The sequence below is a fragment of the Sagittula sp. MA-2 genome, from assembly GCF_030126985.1.
Lineage (GTDB): Bacteria > Pseudomonadota > Alphaproteobacteria > Rhodobacterales > Rhodobacteraceae > Sagittula.
Genome location: NZ_CP126145.1, coordinates 814,631 through 831,817, shown reverse-complemented (window position 1 = coordinate 831,817; position 17,187 = coordinate 814,631). Strand labels below are relative to the sequence as shown.

The following is a 17,187-nucleotide window of genomic DNA, read 5'->3' as shown; positions in this document are numbered from 1 at the left end:
GCGGCCACAGGTTGCAAGAGCGCGGCACGCCGCAGGTGCCCCGGAGGCCCTTATCCGTTTGTTAACCACACCTGCATAGACATGGCCGCATGCGGCGTTGCCAGGAGGAGGACGTACCGTGCCATCGGACATTCCCGTCATGCTCATCGGCCTCGCGATCGCCTTCTCGGCCATCGCCTTGGTCGCCCCGTTCAGGCCCTTCACCGGCCGCCTCACGGCTTTCGCCTCGCTGGTGGTGTCCCTGATCCTCTTCGCGACCCTCGCCCCACGCATGGCGATGGAGGATGAGGAGGTCGTCTCGCGCAGCCTGCCAAAGCAATGGACCGCGCCTGCGGACGGAACCGCATTACGCGATCACTGAAACGGTGGGCCGGGCGGATCGTCACGGCCAGCTTCGCTTATCCGCTACGGCCGGCCGGACAAACGGTCATTGCCGCCCCATGTGAGGGCGACCGCCCCATCGTAGGGTGGGGTTACACCCCACCTCTCCTCACAGATCGAAGGTCGCGAAGACCGGGGCGTGGTCGGACGGCTGTTCCCAGCCACGGGCCGCGCGCAGGATCCGGCTCGAATGACCGGCGTTTGCGATGTCGGGCGTCGCCCAGATGTGGTCCAGCCGACGGCCCTTGTCCGCCGCGTCCCAGTCCTTCGCCCGGTAGGACCACCAAGAATAGAGCCGCCCGTCCGGGATGTCCTTGCGGGTAATGTCCACCCAGCCGCCGGCATCCTGAGCGGCGCCGAGGTGCTCCACCTCGACCGGCGTGTGCGAGACGATCTTCAGCAGGTTCTTGTGATCCCAGACGTCATCCTCGCGCGGGGCGATGTTCAGGTCGCCCACGAGGATCGCTTTCTCGGGCCGTTCGGCATGGAACCAGTCGCGCATCTCGGTCAGGTAATCCAGCTTCTGCCCGAACTTGATGTTCTTTTCGCGGTCCGGTTCGTCTCCGCCCGCGGGGACATAGAAGTTGTGGATCGTCACGCCGTTCTCCAGCCGCGCCGCCACGTGGCGGGCATGGCCGAGGGTGGCAAAGTCCTTGTCGCCCACATCCTCCAGCGGCAGCCGCGACAGGATGGCGACGCCGTTGTAGCCCTTCTGCCCGCGCCCGACCATGTACCGATAGCCCAGTTCGGCAAAGACATCGTGCGGGATCTTCTCCACCGGCGCCTTGCATTCCTGCAGGCAGAGGACGTCCGGCGCCTCCTCATGCATCAGTTTCGACACCAGCGCCTTCCGGAGGCGCACGGAATTGATGTTCCACGTTGCAAGGGTAAAGCTCATCGGGCGGTCCTCGTCTGCTGCCCCGGCGGTATCGCAAGCCACCGCGTGCTGCGCAACCTCCCGCAGGCCCGACGTTCAGATGATTTCGTCCTCGTCGAACAGCGCCGGCGCCTCGAGGTGGGAGTCGAAACCGCCATCCGCCGCGGCCTCTGCGTGTTTGCGAAGCGCGGGCTGGGCGATGTGGAACAGGGCGTCGCCTTCGTTGACCACGGGCAGGTTGGTGCGCCCAATGACGATGCCCGGCGTATCGGCCCGGACCTCGGCCTCGCGTTCGCCGAAGGGGTCGGTGACGATCCCCAGCACCGCGCCCTTTTCGACGTATTCGCCGCTGCCCTTCAGGGTCCGCAACAGACCGCCAGACGGCGCCCTGACCCAGGAAGACCGCTCGCAGAAGACCGACAGGCCCCGCGCCTTCGGCACGCCACGGCCTGAGATCATCCCGAGCGTCTCCATCACCCGCAGGATGCCCGCGACACCGGCCCGGGCGGCGAACTCATCGAACCGCAACCCCTCGCCCGCCTCGTAGAGCAGCACGTCGACGCCCGCCGCGCCCGCCTCCAGCCGCAGCGAGCCGTCGCGCACCTTGGAGATCATCGTCACCGGCGCGGCAAAGGCATCGCCCAGTTGCCGCAGCCGCGCGCTGCCCGGCGTCAGGCGGATCTGGGGAAAGTTCTCGCGCCCCACGGCGGCGGAATGAAGGTCGATTCCCACGTCGCAGCGCCGCACGATCTGGGTCATGAACAGTTCCGCCAGCCGCGCAGCAAGCGACCCTTCGCTGTGGCCCGGAAAGACCCGGTTCAGGTCGCGCCGGTCCGGAAGGTAACGCGACTGGTTGAGGAAGCCGAAGGAGTTGACGATCGGCACGGCGATCAGCGTGCCTGACAGGCGCGCCACCGGCCCGGCCCGCAACAGGCGGCGCACGATCTCCACCCCGATCACCTCGTCGCCATGCACCGCCGCCGAGACGAAGATCACCGGCCCGGGCTTGCGGCCATGGATGACATGGGCCGACAGCGTGACCGGCGTATGATCCGACAGGACAGAGACCGGAAGGTCCACGGTCCGGCGCTCTCCCGGACGCACGATTTCGCTGCCAAGCTGGAACGGATCACGCATGTCTTTCCCCTTTCCCCTTCATAGGGAACGGTTTTTCGGGAAACTTCAAGGCGAGGCCAGCATGGATGCCCGCACCGAAGCCTGCCACCGAGGACGATTGCCCTTAACCGTGCAGACCGACCCGCTGACTGTCCACTTGTGTGATTGCAACCTCGGCCCAGCCCGCAGGACGCCGTTGGCGGAGTACCCCCTCAGGCTTTCGCCCGTTCACGACGCAAATAAACGAAAACGCCCCCGCACGTGCATGCGGGGGCGCAAAGACGTCAGGACCACGGTCCTACCGCGGACCGGCTTGATCCCGTATCAGGACGGGTTCTTGGCGTAGCGCAGGTACGGCAGCTTGATGTCCAGTTCGCCGTACTTCGCCGCCGCCGCCTCGTTGTCCAGCGACAGGGCCACGATCACGTCCTGGCCGGTTTCCCAGTTGGCGGGGGTTGCCAGCGGCTGGTTGTAGGTGCGCTGCAGACCGTCGAGGGCGCGCAGCACCTCGGCGAAGTTGCGGCCGACCGACATCGGGTAGGTCATCATCAGCTGCACCTTCTTGTTCGGCGCGATGATGAAGACCGAGCGCACGGTGGCGCTGTCCGCCGGGGTACGGCCGTCCGGCAGGTAGGCGTCGGCGGGCAGCATGTCGAGCGCCTTGGCCACTTCCAGTCCGTCATCGGCGATGATCGGGAAACCGGCGGTTGCGCCCGCGGTCTTCTCGATGTCGCCTTTCCACTTCTTGTGCTCCTCGACGCCGTCGACGGAAATGCCCATCACCTTGGTGCCGCGCTTGGCCCATTCGTCCGCCAGTTGCGCAACGGCACCGAACTCGGTGGTGCAGACCGGGGTGAAATCCTTGGGGTGCGAGAACAGGATCGCCCAGCTGTCGCCGATCCAGTCATGCAGGTCGTATTCACCCATATCGGTGACGACGTGGAGGTTCGGAATCTCGTCGTTGATGCGAAGTGCCATGGCAGGGGTCCTTTCTTTCCGACTGTCTCGGGTTCAGGGTTGCGCAACTTAGATACGTTCCAGACTGCCCTTGTAAACCCCTCCCTTGCGCCCACCTTCCCTCGGTGACAGAGTGTCGCCGTTATCCGACCGTGCGGTCGGGAAAGCATCGGACTTGGGAGGGTCAGGCAAATGATCGAACGTCGTCAATTCTATATCAACGGTGCCTGGGTCGACCCGCTGGACGGTCGCGACCACGAGGTGATCGACCCCTCGACCGAAGAGCCCTGCGCGGTGATCTCGCTGGGCGGTCAGGCCGACACCGATGCCGCCGTCGCCGCCGCGAAGGCCGCGTTGCCGGGCTGGATGGCCACCCCGCCCGAAGAGCGCATCGCTGCGCTTGAGCGGGTCTACGCCGCCTACAAGGAACGCGCCGAGGACCTGGCGCAGGCCATGTCGATGGAGATGGGCGCACCGCTCGACCTCGCCCGGTCGTCGCAGGTCGGCGCCGGCATCAATCACCTGAAGAACTTCATCAACGCCGCCAAGGCGTTCGAATGGGAAAAGCCGCTGAGCCCGGATCATCCCGACACCCGCATCCTGCACGAGGCGGTGGGCGTCTGCGCGCTGATCACGCCATGGAACTGGCCGATGAACCAGGTCACGCTCAAGGTCGGCGCGGCGCTGGTGGCGGGCAACACCATGGTCCTGAAGCCGTCGGAGGAAAGCCCGATCGACGCCATGGTCTTTGCCGAGATCATGGACGCCGCGGACCTGCCCAAGGGCGTCTTCAACCTGGTGAACGGCGATGGCGCTGGCGTGGGCTCGCAACTGTCGTCGCATGCCGATGTCGACATGGTCAGCTTCACCGGCTCGACCCGCGCGGGCATCCTGATCTCCAAGGCCGCAGCCGATTCGCTGAAGCGCGTGCACCTCGAACTGGGGGGCAAGGGCGCCAACCTCGTCTTCGCCGACGCGGATGAAAAGGCCGTGAAGCGCGGCGTGCTGCACATGATGAACAACTCCGGCCAGTCCTGCAACGCGCCCTCGCGGATGCTGGTGGAGTCCTCGCGTTACGACGCCGCTGTCGAGGAAGCCGCCGCCACCGCCGCCAAGGTGACGGTCGGACCCGCCTCCCAGGAAGGCCGCCACATCGGTCCCGTGGTCAACAAGACCCAGTGGGAGAAGATCCAGGACCTGATCCAGAAGGGCATCGACGAAGGTGCGCGGCTCGTGACCGGCGGCACCGGGCGTCCGGACGGCCTGAACAAGGGCTTCTACGTGCGCCCGACGGTCTTTGCCGACGTGACCAACGACATGACCATCGCGCGCGAGGAGATCTTCGGCCCAGTGCTCTCGATCATGAAATTCGACACCGAGGAAGAGGCCGTTCGCATCGCCAACGACACCCCCTACGGCCTGACCAACTACGTACAGTCCGAGGACGCGGAGCGCCGCCACCGCCTGTCGCGGCAACTGCGCTCCGGCATGGTGGAAATGAACGGCAAGTCGCGCGGCCCGGGCGCGCCCTTCGGCGGCATGAAGGCATCGGGCAACGGCCGCGAGGGCGGCAGCTGGGGCATCCACGATTTCGTCGAGGTCAAGGCCGTGTCCGGCTGGGCTGCCGAGTAACCGGCGCTTCCTGAACTGAACCACCGAAGGGGCCCCGCCGGGCCCCTTTGCACGTCCGCCGCCCGCCGCCTAGAACGGCGCGGGCTGGCGGAAGGTCATGCCCTTGCCGCTCTCGGGATGGCTCAGCCGCAGCTCCTCCGCATGCAGCATCATGCGCGGATACTGTGCCGCCGTCTCGGGCGCATAAAGCTCGTCGCCAAGGATCGGGTGCCCGAGCGCCAGCATGTGCACCCGAAGCTGGTGACTGCGCCCGGTGTGCGGGAACAGGCGCACCCGGCTTTCCGCGTCCGACGCCTTCATCACCTTCCAGCCGGTCAACGCGGGCTTTCCCGTCTCGTGGCAGACCATCTGGCGCGGGCGGTTCGGCCAGTCGACGATCAGCGGCAGGTCGACCTCACCGCTCTTTGGTTCAAGCCGCCCGGCGACAAGCGCCACGTAGGTCTTCTTCGTCTTCCGGGCCTCGAACTGCGCGCCGAGGTGCCGCTGCGCATGGGCCGTCAGTCCAAAGACCATCACGCCGGAGGTGTCGCGGTCCAGCCGGTGGACCAGACGCACCGTGGGAAAGGCAGCCTCGAGCCGGCTCAGAAGGCAATCTGCCAGGTCCTCGCCCTTTCCGGGCACCGACAGCAGGCCCGCGGGCTTGTCCACCACCAGCAGATCGCTGTCTTCATGCAGCACCACGATGTCGCCGGACGGCGGAGAATAATCGCTCATGCTCCAGCCTCTGCCAGAATGCCCCTGCCCCGGCAAGGGGCCCACCCCCTGCCTTCACAGAGCCCGCCGGAATGACAGGCGCGTAGCCGCCCCTTCATCTTGGCAAAAATACCTAATGCGGGCTCAGGTCCAAAACCGTGGCCGGGTCCCTGTGCCCGCACACAACCAAAGGATGCCGAGGCCGACAAGGCCCTTTGCATGACAGCCCCGCCAACGCATTGCAGGCGCGTGCGGAAAGGCGTTTGTGTCAGGCCCGGGTCCTTGCGCCCTTCGGATCGTACATCGGTTTCAATGAGGCCTTTGCCGGCACGCGCACCCCAGCAACGTCGATCTCGTAGGCGGAGGACAGCAGCACATCGGCGCTTTCGCCCGAGCAGGGCACATAGCCGAGACCGACCGCACCGCCCAACGCATGGCCATAGGCACCGGAGGACAGGTGTCCGACGATTTCCCCGTCTCTCAGGATCGGTTCGTTGTGATACAGGAGCGGTTCCGGATCGGTCAGCAGGAACTGCAAAAGGCACCGGTCCAGCCCGGCCTCGCGTTTGGCCAGAACCGCGTCACGTCCGATGAAGTCCGGCTTGTCGGTTTTCACGGCAAAGCCCAGCCCCGCCTCCAGCACATGGTCCTCGCAGGTGATGTCGTGGCCGAAGTGGCGGAACGCCTTCTCTGCCCGGCAGGAATCCATCGCATGCAGACCGCAGAGGCGCAGGCCCTCCGGCTCCCCTGCCGCCATCAGCGCGTCGAAGACATGCACGGCCATGTCGGCGGAGGCATAGACCTCCCAACCCAGTTCGCCGACGTAGGACACCCGGTGCACGCGCGCCTCCCCCATGCCGATGTGCACCTGCTGCGCCGTGCCGAAAGGGTTCGTCGCGTTGGTAAAGTCACCGTCCGAACAGCCTTCGAGCACGGCGCGGGCGCGCGGTCCCATGACCGCCATGACCGCCTCTCCGGCCGTGACGTCGGTGATGACGGCATTGCGATCGCCAAGGTGGCGACGCAGCCAGGTTTCGTCCGCGTGCCGCGTGGCCGCGGGCGTGACCACGAGGAATGCGGTTTCCGACAGGCGGGTCACGGTCACATCCGCCTCGATCCCGCCGCGGGCATTCAGGAACTGCGTGTAGACGATCCTGCCTGCGGGCACGTCGATATCCGCGCCACAGACGTGGTTCAGGAAAGCCGCCGCGTCGCGCCCCTCCACCCGCAGCTTGCCGAAGGAGGACATGTCGTAGAGGCCGACGCCCTCGCGCAAGGCCATGTGTTCGGCACGCTGGTTCTCGAACCAGTTCTGGCGACCCCAGGAATAGGCGTACTCCCGCGCCTGTCCGGGGTCTGCGTACCAGTTGGCGCGCTCCCAGCCGGACAGTTCTCCGAAGACCGCGCCGCGGGCCTCCAGCCGGTCGTGCAGCGGCGAACGGCGGATGCCGCGCGCGGTGGCCTTCTGGCGGTAGGGGAAGTGGTCGGCGTAGAGCAGGCCCAGCGTCTCCGACACCCGCGCGGCGAGGTATGCCGGATTGGCCTGGAACCCCTGCGCGCGGGCGATGTCCACGTCGCCCAGATCGAAAGGCTTCGCGCCATCCACCATCCATTGCGCGAGCGCCATCCCCGCGCCCCCCGCCGACTGGATGCCGATGGAGTTGAAGCCCGCCGCGACCCAGACATTCTCCGTCCCCGGGCAGAGCCCCATGTAATAGGCGTTGTCCGGCGTGAAGCTCTCCGGCCCGTTGAAGAAGGTGTGGATGCCCGCCTGCCCCAGCACCGGCATCCGGTGGACCGCCCGTTCGAGGATCGGCTCGAAATGGTCGAAGTCCTCGGGCAGCTGGTCGAACTCGAAATCGGCAGGCAGGCCGTTGACCGCCCAGGGCTTGGCCTTCGGCTCGAACGCGCCGAGCATCAGCTTGCCCGCGTCCTCCTTGTAGTAGGCGCATTCGTCCGGCACACGCAGGACCGGAAGCTCGCCGAGGCCCGCGATGGGTTCCGAGACGATGTAGAAATGCTCGCAGGCCTGGAGCGGGACGTCGGTGCCCAGCATCCGTCCAACCTCGCACCCCCACATGCCGGCGCAATTGACGACATGCTCGCAGGATATGGTTCCGGAGGTGCCGTCCTCCGCCTGCCAGTCGACGGCGCTCACACGCCCGGACTGCCGGGTGACGCGCTGCGCCTTCGTGCGTTCGGCGATCACAGCGCCGCGCATGCGGGCCCCCTTCGCCATGGCCAGCGCGATGTTGGCGGGATCGCCCTGCCCGTCCTTTGGCAGGTAGACGCCGCCCACCACGCCGGCGGTGTTGAGATGCGGGTACTTCGCCGCGATCTCGGCCACGTCGATCTCGCCGATCTCGACCCCGAAGGCCCGGGCCATCGCCGCCTGCCGCCGGAGCTCCTCGTGCCGTTCGCCGGTCAGCGCCACGGTGATAGAGCCTGTTCGGCGGAAGCCGGTGGCGGTGCCGGTTTCCTCCTCAAGCGTGCCGTAGAGTTCCTGGCTGTACTTCGCGAGCCGCGTCATGTTGGCCGTGGCGCGGAGCTGCGCGATCAGGCCTGCCGCGTGCCATGTCGTGCCGGAGGTAAGCTGCTTGCGCTCCAGAAGGACGACATCGGTCCAGCCGAGTTTCGCGAGGTGGTAGGCGACGGAACAGCCGATGACCCCGCCGCCGATGATGACGACGCGGGCCTGGGTGGGGAGAGTCATGTCCGGATCCTTTGGTTTCGGCCCGCCTTCGGCGCGCCGATCCGCGCGCCCTTCGGGCGCGAATGTGAGTATTTGCAAAGCAGAGAAGACATCAGACGATCTCATGCCCGGCGGCGCGCAGGCGGCGGGCGATCTCGGCGATATGGGCGGGGCCGGTTTCGCAGCAGCCGCCGAGGATCGTGGCGCCGCGGTCCAGCCAGGACATGGCGTGGGTGGCATAGATCTCCGGCCCCATGTCGCGACGCGCAACGAGGCTGTCGACGGTGGGCCGGTCCTTCAGGAAATCCTTGGTGATCCGGGTGAAGCCGTTGGCGTAGGCGCCTGTGGGCAGGTCGCCGCGCGCGAGGATGTCGAGCGCGGCGGGCATCGCCTCCGGCGCGGAGCAGTTGACGAGGAGGGCTGCGGCACCGTCGCGCGCGATGGGCAGGACGTCCGCGACCTTTTCGCCGGAGCGCAGGCGCGTGCCGTCCTCGTCGTCGACGCTGATCGACAGCCAGACCGGCTTGCCCGCCTGCAGCGCGCCGGCGAGCGCCGCGCGGCAGGTCAGGAGCGAGGCGGCGGTCTCGATCACGATCAGGTCGGCGTGAGGGGCCAGGAGGCGGGCCTTCTCGGCGTAGAGCGGGATCGCGGCGTCGAGGTCGGGATGCTTGTCGGTGCGGTAGCTGGCGCCCAGAGGTGCGGTGCTGCCGGCGACCTTGCCGGTGCCGAATGCATCGCGGGCCTTGGTCGCCTCTGCCATGGCAGCCTCGACCAGTTCTTCGTAGCGGTCCTCGATCCCGGCGGGGGCCAGACGGTCGCGCAGGATTGCATAGGTGTTGGCGGTCGCGACGGTGGCGCCTGACGCGAAGTAGTCGGCGTGGATCTCCTGCACGAGGCCGGGCCGGTCGATCATCACCTGCGTGGACCACAGCGGCGTGGGGCGGTCGCCCGCCCGGTGAACAAGTTCCTGCCCCATGCCGCCATCGAGAAGCGTGACCTTCATGCCCTGATCCTTTCGTTCTTCGGGTCCCAGAGCGGTGAATCGCTCCGCACCGTGGCCTTGCAGAGCGTGCCGAAGATGTCGACCTCGACCTCCGTGCCCGGGATGGTCAGGTCGGTGCGCAGCATCGCCAGCGCCACCGAGGCGCCGACCCGGTAACCCCAGGCGGAGGAGGTGACCTCCCCTACCACCTGGCCGTTGTGCCAGACGGTTGCCATGGCCGGGGCGTCGCAGCCCTGCGCCTCCACGATCAGCGGGGCGAAGCGTTTCTGCACGCCGGTCTCCGCCTGGGCGGTCAGCGCCGCCTTGCCGCGGAAACCCGGTTTCGACAGGTCCACGAAACGGTCCAGCCCAGCCTCCAGCAGCGTATAGTCCGACGAGAGGTCGCCCTTCCACGTCCGGTAGCCCTTTTCGATCCGCAGGCTGTCGAGCGCGAACATGCCGAAGGGTTTGGCCCCCGCGACCGTCAGCGCCCCCCAGATCGCCGGGGCGTCGTCCGGGTCGCAGTGGATCTCCCACCCCAGTTCGCCGGCGTAGGACACCCGAATGAGCGCGCAGGCCTTGCCCGCGACCGTCGCGTCGTACTGGACCGAGAGCCACGGCAGCGACAGGTCGGCGTCGGAGATCTGGTCCAGCACCTCGCGTGCCTTCGGGCCGGTGACCAGAAGGCAGTCCACCTTGTCCGAGAAGTCCTCGACCGTCACGCCCTCCGGCGCGCCGTTCGACAGGAGGTCGCGGTCGTGCCATTGCGCCACGGCAGCGGTGATCAGGCCGACCTGCTCCGGTCCGTGGTTGAGCGCCGTCATCTCCGTCAGGATGCGCCCTCGGTCGTCGGTGAAATACAGCAGGCCCACGCGGTTCTCTGCCGGGAGGCGGGAAGCGGTCAGGCTGTCGACCCAGTCCCGCGCGCCCGGCCCGCTGACGATCAGCCGGGTGAAGCCGCAGATCTCCAGCACGCCGCAGCCGTCGCGCACCGCCTCGCATTCCTCGCGCACGCGGGTCTGCCACGGGCCGTCCCGTTCCCAGGTCTCGGTGGCAGCCTCCGAGGTGTCGTCGCCGGGATGCGCGAACCATGTCGCACGTTCCCAGCCGTTGTAGGGCGCAAACTGCGCACCCGCCGCCGACAGGCGCTCGTACAGCGGAGAGAGCCGCCGGTCAGGCGCCGCGGGCCAGCGGTGCCGGGGAAAATGGATCGCGTATTCGTGGCCGTAGGTCTCGATAGCCTTGGCGAGGCAATAGTCCGGTTCGGTGTACCCGGTGTAGCGGCGCGGATCGCAGGACCACATGTCCCACTCCGTCCGGCCCTCCGTCACCCATTCCGCCAGCACCTTGCCCGCGCCGCCCGCCTGCGTGATGCCGAAGGTGAAGACGCAGGCTTCGTAGGCATTCGGCACCCCCGGCATCGGGCCGAGCAGCGGCAGGCCGTCCGGCGCATAGGGGATCGGGCCGTTGATCACCCGGCCGACACCTGCCTGCCCGAGGATCGGCACCCGCGCCATGGCGTCCTCGATATACCATTCCAGCCGGTCGAGATCGTCGGGATAAAGCTGGAAGGAGAAATCCTCCGGCATTGGATCGTCCGGCGTCGCCCAATGCGCCTTGCAGCTCCTCTCGTAGGGGCCGAGGTTGAGGCCGTATTTCTCCTGCCGCAGGTAGTAAGAGGAATCCACATCGCGCAGGAGCGGCAGCTTGCCGTTCTCCTTTGACCAGGCCTCGAGCTCCGGGATCGGTTCGGTCAGGAAGTACTGGTGGCTCATCACCGCCATCGGCACGGTGCGCCCGCCATGGGGCACGAACCACTCGCCGACCCGTTGCGCGTAGTAGCCCGCGGCGTTCACCACCTTCTCGCAGCGGATCTCGCCCTTCCCGGTCTCGACGATCCAGTCCGCACCCTCGCGCCGCACGCCGGTCGCGGCGCAGAACCGCTCGATCCGGGCGCCCTTCATGCGGGCGCCCTTGGCCAGCGCCTGTGTCAGTTGCGCCGGGTCGATGTCGCCGTCGTCCGGATCGTAAAGCGCGCCCGCCAGATCGTGGGTTTCGAGGAAGGGATAGCGGCCCTTCAGGTCGGAGACCTGCAGCATTTCCAGCGCCATGCCCTGATACTGCCCCATGCCGCGCGCGCGCTCGAATTCCATCATGCGCTCGCGGGAATGGCCCAGCCGGATCGACCCCGTGACGTGATAGTTCATCGGATAGTCGACCTCGGCCGCAAGCCGCCGGTAAAGCTGCAGCGAATAGCGCTGCATGTTCATCACCGCCCAGCTGGTGGAGAACGACGGGCAGTTGCCGGCCGCATGCCACGTCGACCCGGCGGTCAGCTCGTTCTTCTCCAGCAGCACCACGTCCCAACCCGCCTGCGCGATGTGGTAGGCGCAGGACACCCCCACGGCACCGCCGCCAATGGTGACCACGCGGGCCTGTGACGGCAGGCGCCCCTGATCCTGTGTCGGAGTGTCAGTCACGTCTCACCTCTGGGGAACGCCGTCCGCGATGTCGTAATAGTCGCCCTTGTCGGCTGTGAAGATGTGCTTGGTCAGCCGCAGACCCGTGGGCGCATCCAGCGCGCCGAGGGCAAAGCTGATCGTGTCCTCGTCATGCGCCTGCCAGAACAGGAAGGAGCCGCAATCCGGGCAGAACCCGCGCTGCGCCTTGTCGGAGCTGTCGAACCAGCGCACCTCTCCCTCGACCGTCAGCGCGTCCTTCGGCACATAGGCCGAGGCCCAGAAATGCCCGGACATCCGGCGGCACTGGCCGCAATGACAGGCGCTGGCGCCCTGCGGCTCGGCCTCTGTCCGGAAGCGCACCGCGCCGCACAGGCATTGTCCCTGGATCATGATCTTCGCTCCCTCTTCTCCGTTGCCGCGCTCAGTACACCGGCGGCGCGATCACCCAGATCGCAACCGCCGCCTCGTCATGCGGATTTTCCCAGCGGAACGGCTCTCCCCTGATGCGAAAGCTGTCGCCCGGGAAGATGCTGAACCGGTCCGCGCCGATGGTCATTTCCAGCCGCCCGGACAGCAGGAAGGCCACCTCCTGCGTCGGGCGGGTCACCGTCTCTCCGATCTGTGAATGCGGCTCGAACCGGCAGTGCACCATCTCGAAATCGTCGGCGAGGTCGGGGGACAGGAGTTCCTCCACCAGCCCCGACACCCGCGATCCGATGGGCCGCCGGGTGCCGCGACGCACGATCCGCCCGACCTCCTCCGGTGCGGCAGCCTCGTGCCGGGCCAGCATGGAGACAGAGACGTCGAGCGCCTTCGCAAGGTGCCGCAGATCGGTGATCGAGGGCTCCGACAGGTCGCGTTCCACCTGGCTCAGCCACCCGACAGAGCGGCCCAGCTTGTCCGCAAGCTGTTGCAGCGTCAGCCCGCGCGTCCGCCGAAGCGTCCGAAGGTCAGAACCGAGCGTGGCCGGCGGCGCGTCCATCTGCATGTGCGTGAAATTCTCCCGTCTTTTTTCATGATGCCGGGAGCGAATGAAAAATCAAGGGAAATTTTCACGGGAGGATGCGGAAAAGATGTGGGCGCTGCCCCCAACGCGAGGCCCCGCCATACCGGTCCCACGCAGCGCAGGGCTGGCACATCGCCGCCCCGCCCCGCGTCAAGGCCTTGTCAGATACGTTCGATCGCGATGGCGGTACCTTCGCCGCCACCGATGCAAATCGCCGCGACACCGCGCCGTGCGCCGCGTTTCTCCAGCGCGTTCAACAGGGTCACAATGATCCGCGCCCCCGAGGCGCCGATGGGATGCCCCAGTGCGCAGGCCCCGCCGTTCACGTTTACCACGTCGCGCGGCAGGCCCAACTCCTTCATGAAGGCCATGGGCACCACGGCAAAGGCCTCGTTGACCTCCCAGAGGTCCACGTCGCTCTTCTTCCAGCCGATCCGGTCCAGCAGCTTGCGGGCAGCGGGGATCGGCGCGGTCGGGAAGTCCTTCGGCGCCTGCGCGTGGCTCGTATGGCCGAGGATGCGGGCACGCGGCAGGACACCCCGGCGCACCGCCGAATCCAGCGTCGTCATGACCAGCGCCGCCGCCCCGTCCGAAATCGAGGACGAGTTCGCCGCCGTCACCGTCCCGTCCTTGCGGAAAGCGGGTTTCAGCATCGGGATCTTCTCGGGGCGCGCCTTGCCGGGCTGTTCGTCGCGGGTGATGATCTCTTCGCCGTGGCGGGTATGCAACGTCACCGGGCATATCTCGTTCTCGAAGGCGTCGGAACGTTCCGCGTCCAGCGCGTTCGACAGCGACGCCAGCGCGTACTGGTCCTGCGCCTCGCGGGTGAACTGGAACGCCTCGGCGCAATCCTCGGCGAAGGTCCCCATCAGGCGGCCCTTGTCATAGGCGTCCTCCAGCCCGTCGAGAAACATGTGGTCGACGACCTGACCGTGGCCGATCCGTGCGCCGCCGCGCATCTTCGGCAGCAGGTAGGGCGACAGGGTCATCGACTCCATGCCACCCGCCACGATGCACTCCGCATGTCCCAGCGCCAGCCGGTCCCAGGCCAGCATCGCCGCCTTCATGCCCGAACCACACATCTTGTTCAGCGTCGTCGCCGGGACGTCGTCGCCCAGGCCTGCCGCGAATCCCGCCTGCCGGGCCGGGGCCTGCCCCTGTCCCGCAGGTAGCACGCAGCCCATCAGGACCTCGTCCACGCTCCGGTCGGCGTGACCGTCCAGCGCGGCGCGGATCGCGGCACCGCCCAGCTTCCATGCCTCCTGTTCGGCAAAGACCCCCTGGAACCCGCCCATAGGCGTCCGCGACGCCCCCGTGATTACTACGTCCTGCATGTGGAACCCTCCCATCTTGGGACATGCATACCGAATGGTAAGGATTCGCGTCTAGGGTCCGTTGCCGAGGGACGCGGTGGGCGCCGCACCAGGGAAAGGGCAACCATGGAACTCAGCACCACATCCGACATGGGCGTGACGATCATCCGGGTCGACGCCGACCGCATCGACGCCGCGGTCGCGATCAGCTTCAAGGATCGGATGCGCGAACTCCTCGGGGGGGCGTCGGGCCGCGTCGTGCTCGACCTCGAAAAGGTGGACTTCATCGATTCGAGCGGGCTTGGCGCCATCGTCGCCGCGATGAAGCTGATGCCGCCGGGTGCCAAGCTGGAACTCGCCGGTCTGTCCCCGGCCGTCGACAAGGTCTTTCGCATGACCCGCATGGATTCGATCTTCCAGATCCATGAAACTGCCGTCACCGCGCTGAGCGCCTGACCGGCTGTGCCGCGGAGGCAGAGATGAATGCAGAACTGCGGGATGACGGGAGTTTCGTCATCCACGGTGTTCTTGGCAACACGCCGCAGGCGGTCACTCTGGCCCTTCGTGAAGTACGCGCACATCTCGAACGGCGCCCACCTTTAGCCGACCTCGACGCATCGTGGGAAATTGTCGTGGCGGAGGTGCTCAACAACATCGTCGAGCATTCCTATGCCAACGGCTCCGCCGGGAGCATCGGCCTCCACCTGGCCTTCCACCGCGACACCCTGCACGCCGAATTCCTCGACACCGGCCTTTCGATGCCCGGGAACGCCCCGCCGCAGGGGCCCGCCGCCAACCTCGACGTGCCGACCGCGCACCTTCCCGAAGGTGGATTCGGCTGGCACCTGATCCGCACCCTCGTGACCGACCTCGACTACTCCTGCGCCGAAGGCACCAACCGCCTCGCGCTGGAAATGCCCCTATCGCGCGCATCGTGATGCCGCTCCACGCGCCCCGATGGCATATCCGCTGTTTCACGCTTCTCTGAAGGGTCACGTTCCCGAAATGACCCTACGGCAGCCACAATCGCGCCCGATTGGAACGTCATCTTCGGTCTTGTAGCTGCATATGGCTTCACCTCGGTGCCGCGTGTTATCAGCCCCCACCCAGTGCGCGGCACCGAGGTTCTATGCATCCAGAACACGCCCCATCGCGGGCGTGTTCTGCGTTTCAGCCCCCCGCCACACCGCGTAACTCAGGCCACGAAATGACCCACACCGGATCACATTTGCGCCGCGATCCGCCAGCATACATGGCCTTGTAGCTGCATATGGCTTCACCTCGGCGCCGCGCGTTATCAGCCCCCACCCAGTGCGCGGCGTCGAGGTTCTGACTTCCCCCTTCCGCATGGATTGACGCCCCCGCTTGGCTGCCTATCCTGCGCGCAAGACGCAGGGAGGCAGAGCATGCGCGATTTCCAGAAACCAGGACGGTCCCCCGTCCTCGCCATGAACGGCCTGTGCGCCACCTCGCATCCGCTGGCGGCTTCGGCTGCCGTGGACGTGCTGCGCCGGGGCGGCAACGCAATGGACGCCGCCATTGCCGGGGCGGTGATCCTCGGCCTGTGCGAACCGGCCATGACAGGGATCGGGGGCGACTGCTTTGCGCTCGTCTCGCCTGCTGGCACCGAAGACGTGGTTGCCGTCAACGGTTCCGGTCGCGCGCCTGCCGGTCACAACGCGGCGCTGCTGCGGGACGAGGGGCACGGTACCGTGCCGCTCGACCACCCGTATGCCGTCACCGTCCCCGGTGCCATCGACGCCTTCTGCGCCATGTCCGACCGCTGGGGCAGGCTTGGCCTCGCCGACAGCCTCGCCCCGGCGATCCGCTACATGGACGAGGGCGTGCCGATCGCGCCACGCGTCGCCTTCGATTACCAGCAGGCGCACGAGAACCTGCAGGGCGTCGCCCGCCGCCACTTCCTGAAGGACGGCAAGCCGATGCAGACCGGGGACATCCTCGCCCTGCCCGGCCAGGCGGAGGTCCTGCGCCGTATCGCCAAACATGGCCGCAGCGCCTTCTACGAGGGTGAGGTCGCCGAGGACATGCTCGCCGCGCTCAACGCCGGTGGCGGCCGCCACACCGCCGAGGACTTCGCTGCCGCGCAAACGACCTTCGCCGATCCGCTGGCGGGCCACTACAAGGGCCGCGAACTGCTGGAGCATCCGCCCAACGGCCAGGGCATCACCGCCCACCTGATGCTGAACATCCTGTCGCATTTCGATCTCGCCGCGATGGAGCCTTTCGGGGCGGAGCGCGCCCATGTGGAGGCAGAGGCCGCAAAGCTCGCCTACGATGCCCGCAACCGCTTCCTGTCCGATCCCGACACGATGACCGGTCTCTCCCATCTTCAGGCTCCGGAGACGGCGAAACGGCTGGCCGCGCTGATCGATCCGAACCGGGCGATGGCCTCGGCCACGACGATTTCCGAGGCGGTGCACAAGGACACGATCTACCTGACCGTCGTCGACAGCGACCGGATGGCCGTGTCGCTGATCTACTCGGTCTTCCACAGCTTCGGCTCCGGCATCGCGTCCGAGAAGTTCGGCATCCTGTTCCAGAACCGTGGCGCCGGCTTCTCGCTGGCCGAGGGCCACGTGAACGAGATGGCCGGCGGCAAGCGTCCCCTGCACACGATCATCCCGGCCATGGTGCGGGACGAGGGCCGCGTGACCATGCCCTTCGGCGTCATGGGCGGCCAGTACCAACCCAACGGCCACGCGCGCGTCATGAGCAACATGACGGATTACGGCATGGACCCGCAGGCCGCGCTCGATGCCCCGCGCAGCTTTGCGGAGAACGGTAAACTGATGTTGGAACGCGGTTATGCGCCCGAGGTCGCCGCGGCACTGGCCGAAAAGGGGCACAAGGTGGAAACGCCCGTCACCCCGATCGGCGGCGCGCAGGCGATCCTGATCCACCCGTCGGGCGTGCTTGAAGGCGCGTCCGATCCGCGCAAGGACGGCTGCGCCATAGGCTACTGATCCGTTCGCGGTGCCTCTCCCGGGGGGGCACCGCTCCGCCCCGCAAGGCGATGCCACGGTCTGGCGCCGCCGTTCGGGCAATTGATCTCGAA

15 protein-coding genes are annotated in these 17,187 nt (G+C 67.2%); 5 read left to right on the top strand and 10 right to left on the bottom strand.

The genetic code is table 11. The features are described from left to right. Nucleotides 1-118 precede the first annotated feature (118 nt). A complete protein-coding gene (locus QNI11_RS04185; protein ID WP_283982451.1) occupies nt 119-361 on the top strand; it encodes a hypothetical protein in 243 nt (80 codons plus the stop codon). 129 nt (nt 362-490) lie between these two features. On the opposite strand, the gene QNI11_RS04180 is transcribed toward QNI11_RS04185, so the two are convergent. The 3 genes from QNI11_RS04180 to QNI11_RS04170 form a co-directional block, all read right to left on the bottom strand. After that, nucleotides 491-1,279: an exodeoxyribonuclease III gene (locus QNI11_RS04180; RefSeq protein ID WP_283982450.1), complete on the bottom strand. Its 789-nt coding sequence runs from the start codon at nt 1,277-1,279 to the stop codon at nt 491-493. A 75-nt stretch (nt 1,280-1,354) separates the two neighbouring features. Beyond that, complete coding sequence (locus tag QNI11_RS04175) at nt 1,355-2,395, bottom strand: succinylglutamate desuccinylase/aspartoacylase family protein (protein ID WP_100927715.1); 1,041 nt, start codon at nt 2,393-2,395, stop codon at nt 1,355-1,357. 303 nt (nt 2,396-2,698) lie between these two features. Further along, a complete protein-coding gene (locus QNI11_RS04170) occupies nt 2,699-3,352 on the bottom strand; it encodes a peroxiredoxin (RefSeq protein ID WP_100927716.1) in 654 nt (217 codons plus the stop codon). Between the two features lie 171 nt (nt 3,353-3,523). Between QNI11_RS04170 and QNI11_RS04165 the strand changes: the two genes are divergently transcribed. Continuing rightward, nucleotides 3,524-4,963 (top strand): aldehyde dehydrogenase family protein, encoded by a 1,440-nt coding sequence (locus tag QNI11_RS04165; protein WP_283982449.1) that lies wholly within the window; start codon nt 3,524-3,526, stop codon nt 4,961-4,963. A 69-nt stretch (nt 4,964-5,032) separates the two neighbouring features. On the opposite strand, the gene QNI11_RS04160 is transcribed toward QNI11_RS04165, so the two are convergent. From QNI11_RS04160 to QNI11_RS04130, 7 genes are all read right to left on the bottom strand, one after another. Beyond that, entirely contained in the window at nt 5,033-5,677 is a 645-nt protein-coding gene (locus QNI11_RS04160) for an RluA family pseudouridine synthase (RefSeq protein ID WP_283982448.1), read from the bottom strand. Nucleotides 5,678-5,924: 247 nt separating this feature from the next. Beyond that, nucleotides 5,925-8,369, bottom strand: a complete 2,445-nt coding sequence (locus QNI11_RS04155) for an FAD-dependent oxidoreductase (protein WP_283982447.1) — start codon at nt 8,367-8,369, stop codon at nt 5,925-5,927. A gap of 91 nt (nt 8,370-8,460) precedes the next feature. Further along, nucleotides 8,461-9,351 carry a homocysteine S-methyltransferase family protein gene (locus tag QNI11_RS04150; protein WP_283982446.1) on the bottom strand — a complete coding sequence of 297 codons (891 nt, stop codon included), beginning with the start codon at nt 9,349-9,351 and terminating at the stop codon, nt 8,461-8,463. Continuing rightward, entirely contained in the window at nt 9,348-11,810 is a 2,463-nt protein-coding gene (locus tag QNI11_RS04145; protein ID WP_283982445.1) for an FAD-dependent oxidoreductase, read from the bottom strand. Before QNI11_RS04145 ends, QNI11_RS04150 begins: the two co-directional genes overlap by 4 nt. 3 nt (nt 11,811-11,813) lie before the next feature. Further along, the gene (locus QNI11_RS04140) at nt 11,814-12,182 is read right to left on the bottom strand and encodes a GFA family protein (protein WP_283982444.1); all 369 of its coding nucleotides are present in this window, start codon (nt 12,180-12,182) and stop codon (nt 11,814-11,816) included. A 31-nt stretch (nt 12,183-12,213) separates the two neighbouring features. After that, on the bottom strand, nt 12,214-12,780 hold the full coding sequence (locus QNI11_RS04135) for a helix-turn-helix domain-containing protein (protein ID WP_100927723.1): 567 nt from the start codon (nt 12,778-12,780) through the stop codon (nt 12,214-12,216). Nucleotides 12,781-12,959: 179 nt separating this feature from the next. Then, nucleotides 12,960-14,132: an acetyl-CoA C-acyltransferase gene (locus QNI11_RS04130; RefSeq protein WP_283982443.1), complete on the bottom strand. Its 1,173-nt coding sequence runs from the start codon at nt 14,130-14,132 to the stop codon at nt 12,960-12,962. Nucleotides 14,133-14,237: 105 nt separating this feature from the next. Between QNI11_RS04130 and QNI11_RS04125 the strand changes: the two genes are divergently transcribed. The 3 genes from QNI11_RS04125 (at nt 14,238) to ggt (ending at nt 17,095) form a co-directional block, all read left to right on the top strand. Continuing rightward, nucleotides 14,238-14,567: an STAS domain-containing protein gene (locus tag QNI11_RS04125; protein WP_283982442.1), complete on the top strand. Its 330-nt coding sequence runs from the start codon at nt 14,238-14,240 to the stop codon at nt 14,565-14,567. A 23-nt stretch (nt 14,568-14,590) separates the two neighbouring features. Continuing rightward, on the top strand, nt 14,591-15,049 hold the full coding sequence (locus QNI11_RS04120) for an ATP-binding protein (protein WP_283982441.1): 459 nt from the start codon (nt 14,591-14,593) through the stop codon (nt 15,047-15,049). A gap of 468 nt (nt 15,050-15,517) precedes the next feature. Beyond that, nucleotides 15,518-17,095 (top strand): gamma-glutamyltransferase, encoded by a 1,578-nt coding sequence (gene ggt / locus QNI11_RS04115; protein WP_283982440.1) that lies wholly within the window; start codon nt 15,518-15,520, stop codon nt 17,093-17,095. Nucleotides 17,096-17,187: the final 92 nt, after the last annotated feature.

Excerpts from the sequence above, each read along its gene's own strand:
- QNI11_RS04180 (WP_283982450.1), bottom strand. The coding sequence starts at position 1,279 with ATGAGCTTTACCCTTGCAACGTGGAACATCAATTCCGTGCGCCTCCGG.
- QNI11_RS04175 (WP_100927715.1), bottom strand. The coding sequence starts at position 2,395 with ATGCGTGATCCGTTCCAGCTTGGCAGCGAAATCGTGCGTCCGGGAGAG.
- QNI11_RS04170 (WP_100927716.1), bottom strand. The coding sequence starts at position 3,352 with ATGGCACTTCGCATCAACGACGAGATTCCGAACCTCCACGTCGTCACC.
- QNI11_RS04165 (WP_283982449.1), top strand. The coding sequence starts at position 3,524 with ATGATCGAACGTCGTCAATTCTATATCAACGGTGCCTGGGTCGACCCG.
- QNI11_RS04160 (WP_283982448.1), bottom strand. The coding sequence starts at position 5,677 with ATGAGCGATTATTCTCCGCCGTCCGGCGACATCGTGGTGCTGCATGAA.
- QNI11_RS04155 (WP_283982447.1), bottom strand. The coding sequence starts at position 8,369 with ATGACTCTCCCCACCCAGGCCCGCGTCGTCATCATCGGCGGCGGGGTC.
- QNI11_RS04150 (WP_283982446.1), bottom strand. The coding sequence starts at position 9,351 with ATGAAGGTCACGCTTCTCGATGGCGGCATGGGGCAGGAACTTGTTCAC.
- QNI11_RS04140 (WP_283982444.1), bottom strand. The coding sequence starts at position 12,182 with ATGATCCAGGGACAATGCCTGTGCGGCGCGGTGCGCTTCCGGACAGAG.
- QNI11_RS04135 (WP_100927723.1), bottom strand. The coding sequence starts at position 12,780 with ATGCAGATGGACGCGCCGCCGGCCACGCTCGGTTCTGACCTTCGGACG.
- QNI11_RS04130 (WP_283982443.1), bottom strand. The coding sequence starts at position 14,132 with ATGCAGGACGTAGTAATCACGGGGGCGTCGCGGACGCCTATGGGCGGG.
- QNI11_RS04125 (WP_283982442.1), top strand. The coding sequence starts at position 14,238 with ATGGAACTCAGCACCACATCCGACATGGGCGTGACGATCATCCGGGTC.
- QNI11_RS04120 (WP_283982441.1), top strand. The coding sequence starts at position 14,591 with ATGAATGCAGAACTGCGGGATGACGGGAGTTTCGTCATCCACGGTGTT.
- ggt (WP_283982440.1), top strand. The coding sequence starts at position 15,518 with ATGCGCGATTTCCAGAAACCAGGACGGTCCCCCGTCCTCGCCATGAAC.